2 protein-coding genes and 1 pseudogene are annotated in these 3,211 nt (G+C 70.3%); 2 read left to right on the top strand and 1 reads right to left on the bottom strand.

Annotated elements, in window-relative coordinates; translation table 11 throughout:
- Positions 1–43: 43 nt before the first annotated feature.
- Entirely contained in the window at positions 44–1,831 is a 1,788-nt protein-coding gene (gcl, locus tag ACQKIP_RS43700) for a glyoxylate carboligase (RefSeq protein ID WP_365863146.1), read from the bottom strand.
- 263 nt (positions 1,832–2,094) lie between these two features.
- Between gcl and ACQKIP_RS43695 the strand changes: the two genes are divergently transcribed.
- Both ACQKIP_RS43695 and ACQKIP_RS43690 read left to right on the top strand, forming a co-directional pair.
- Entirely contained in the window at positions 2,095–2,937 is an 843-nt protein-coding gene (locus ACQKIP_RS43695; protein WP_365863145.1) for a protein kinase domain-containing protein, read from the top strand.
- A gap of 18 nt (positions 2,938–2,955) precedes the next feature.
- Positions 2,956–3,211: pseudogene (locus ACQKIP_RS43690) on the top strand (hypothetical protein); the annotation flags it as partial.

The following is a 3,211-nucleotide window of genomic DNA, read 5'->3' as shown; positions in this document are numbered from 1 at the left end:
CTCGGGTGGACCGCCCCTCAGTGGGCCGCGTGCGGCGCTGCCGTCAGACCTTCAACGGGCGGATCGCCGTGGGCGCGTGGCCCGGCTCCGTGGCCAGCTCCTCGAACTCCTTGACCGCGCTGATGTCGGCCGTGGGGCTCATGGAGATGTTCGTGATGCGCTCCAGGATGGCCTCGACGACGACCGGGACCTGGTGCTCCTGGGCCAGCTTCTTGGCCTTCTCGAAGGCCTCGCCCAGTTCGTTCGGGTCGGTGACGCGGATCGCCTTGCAGCCCAGGCCCTCGGCGACCTTGACGTGGTCGACGCCGTAGACGCCCAGCTCCGGGCTGTTCTGGTTCTCGAACTCCAGGTTGACCTGGAAGTTGATGTCCAGGCCGATCTGTGCCTGGCGGATCAGGCCCAGGTAGGCGTTGTTGACCAGGACGTGGACGTACGGGATGCGGTGCTGCGCGCCGACCGCCAGTTCCTCGATCATGAACTGGAAGTCGTAGTCACCGGAGAGCGCGACGACCGGGGTGTCGCGGTCCGCGGTGGCGACGCCGAGCGCGGCCGGGATCGTCCAGCCCAGCGGGCCCGCCTGGCCGCAGTTGATCCAGTGCCGCGGCTTGTAGACGTGCAGCATCTGGGCGCCCGCGATCTGCGAGAGGCCGATGGTGGTGACGTAGCGCGTGTCCGGGCCGAAGGCCTTGTTCATCTCCTCGTAGACGCGCTGCGGCTTCATGGGGATGTTGTCGAAGTGCGTGCGGCGCTGGAGCGTCTCCTTGCGCTCCAGGTGGGAGGCGACCCACTCGGAGCGGTCGGGCAGCTTGCCCGCGGCCTTGAGCTCCTTGGCGACCTCGACGAAGAGTTCGAGGGCGACCTTGGCGTCGGAGGCGATCCCGTAGTCCGGCGCGAAGATCTTGCCGATCTGCGTCGGCTCGATGTCGACGTGCACGAACGTGCGGCCCTGCGTGTACACGTCCAGCTTGTAGCCGGTGTGACGGTTGGCCCAGCGGTTGCCGATGCCCAGGACGAAGTCCGACTCCAGGAACGTGGCGTTGCCGTAGCGGTGGCCGGTCTGCTGGCCGACCATGCCCGCGTTCAGGTCGTGGTCGTCGGGGATCGTGCCCCAGCCCATCAGGGTCGGCACGACCGGGGTGTTGGTGATCTCGGCGAACTCGACCAGGAGGTCGGAGGCGTCGGCGTTGATGATGCCGCCGCCGGCGACGATCAGCGGACGCTCGGACTCGACCAGGAAGGTGATGGCCTTCTCGATCTGGGCACGGGTCGCGGTCGGCTTGTAGACCGGTAGCGGCTCGTACGTGTCGATGTCGAACTCGATCTCGGTCTGCTGGACGTCGATCGGCAGGTCGATGAGGACCGGGCCGGGACGGCCCGAGCGCATCAGGTGGAACGCCTGCTGGAAGATGCCGGGGACCTGCGCGGCCTCCAGGACCGTGACGGCCATCTTGGTGACCGGCTTGGCGATCGTCGCGATGTCGACGGCCTGGAAGTCCTCCTTGTGGAGCAGGTGCGTCGGCGCCTGGCCCGTGATGCAGAGGATCGGGATGGAGTCACCGGTGGCGGAGTACAGACCGGTGATCATGTCGGTGCCCGCCGGGCCCGACGTGCCGATGCAGACGCCGATGTTGCCGGGGTTGGCGCGGGTGTAGCCCTCGGCCATGTGCGAGGCGCCCTCGACGTGCCTGGCGAGGGTGTGGTCGATGCCACCGCCCTCCTGGAGCGCCTTGTAGAACGGGTTGATCGCGGCGCCGGGGACACCGAACGCGTTGGTGACGCCCTCGCGCTTGAGGATCTCAACTGCCGCACGGACAGCGGTCATACGAGCCATGGGGTTCTCCTGCTTCGACAACAGCTTCGACAGCTTCAGCAGCTATTCGGCTGACGGATACGGCTGGCGGATCCGGCTCCCGTCGCGCCCCGCGGTGAGCTTCTGTTTCCGCATTGTGGAAATTTTGTTCTACTATATGGAAGCAATGTAGGCGGGCGCGGTGGAGACCGTCAAGAGAGGTCCGGGAACCGGGCCGAGCGGGGAGCGCGTCCCAGTCGTTGAATTCGGCATGGAATTCGGGCCACACCATCGGGGGGTCACACGTGGCCGGTTCACCGGGGTACGGCGAATGGGCCGCCGGACCGCTGCTCGGACAGGGGAGCCTGGGGCGGGTCCATCTCGCGCACGACGGGGCGGGGCGCGCCGCCGCCCTGCGGGTGGTGCACGCTTCCCTCGCCCGCGACCCGTCGTTCCGTGCGCGCTTCGCCCGCGAGGTCCTCGCGATCGGCGCGGTGCGGGGGCGCCGGGTCGCCTCGCTGGTCGACGCCGATCCGCACGGGGCGGCGCCCTGGCTCGCCGTGGAGTACGTCCGCGGTCCGACACTGGCCGCGCGGGTACGGGATGCCGGCGGGCCACTGGACACGACGGGACTGCGCGCCCTGGCGAGCGCACTCGCCGGGGCCCTCGACGACATCCACCGGGCGGGGCTCGCGCACGGGGGCCTGCGGCCGTCGAACGTGCTCCTGGCCCCCGACGGGCCCCGCACGGTCGACTTCGGCCTGGCATCGGGCGCGGAGCTGTCGGCGCCGGGCTATACGGCACCCGAGACCCTGGCACAAGGCGTGGCCAAGCCTCCCGCGGACATCTTCTCGCTGGGCGCGGTCCTCGCCTTCGCGGCGTCGGGGCGCGGCCCCTTCGACGCCGGGGGCCAGGACCCGGACCTGACGGACGTACCGGGTGAGCTCATCCCCCTGGTCACCGCATGCCTCGCCCGGCATCCCACGGCCAGGCCCGCGCCGCGCACCGTCGCCCGCATGGCGGGCCTTCCGCTGCCGGGCAGCCGCCGCCGGGCCCTGACTCTGGCGGGGACGCTGTTCTTGGCTCAACTAGCTGCCGCGGCAAGCCCACTTGGTGGACGATGGGCCGTACGAGCGGGCGAGCGGTGACGGTGACGGGTGAGGGTGATGACGGACAGCTGCGTCCCGGTGCGGTGCCCGGTTTGTCGGCGCGAACATGTGTACGCTCCGCCGTCCTATCCCTGCGCGTGCGGCGCCCCGGTGGTGCCGCCGGTGGCGCGCGGCGCGACGGTGACTCCGGTGACGGACCGGACGTGGGCGGAGGAGTGGGTGACCGTGCGGTGCAGGACGTGCGGGCGCCGGGACCAGTGGCCGCACCCCGAGCTCGAGTGCGGCTGCGGGGCGGTGCTGCGCATCCCGGTGC

The organism is Streptomyces sp. NPDC059900, from assembly GCF_050270335.1.
Taxonomy (GTDB): Bacteria; Actinomycetota; Actinomycetes; order Streptomycetales; family Streptomycetaceae; genus Streptomyces.
Note: the sequence above shows the minus strand (reverse complement) of the source record. Positions and strands in the feature narration are given on the sequence as shown.

Coding starts and splice junctions, on each gene's coding strand:
- gcl (WP_365863146.1), bottom strand. CDS start 1,831: ATGGCTCGTATGACCGCTGTCCGTGCGGCAGTTGAGATCCTCAAGCGC.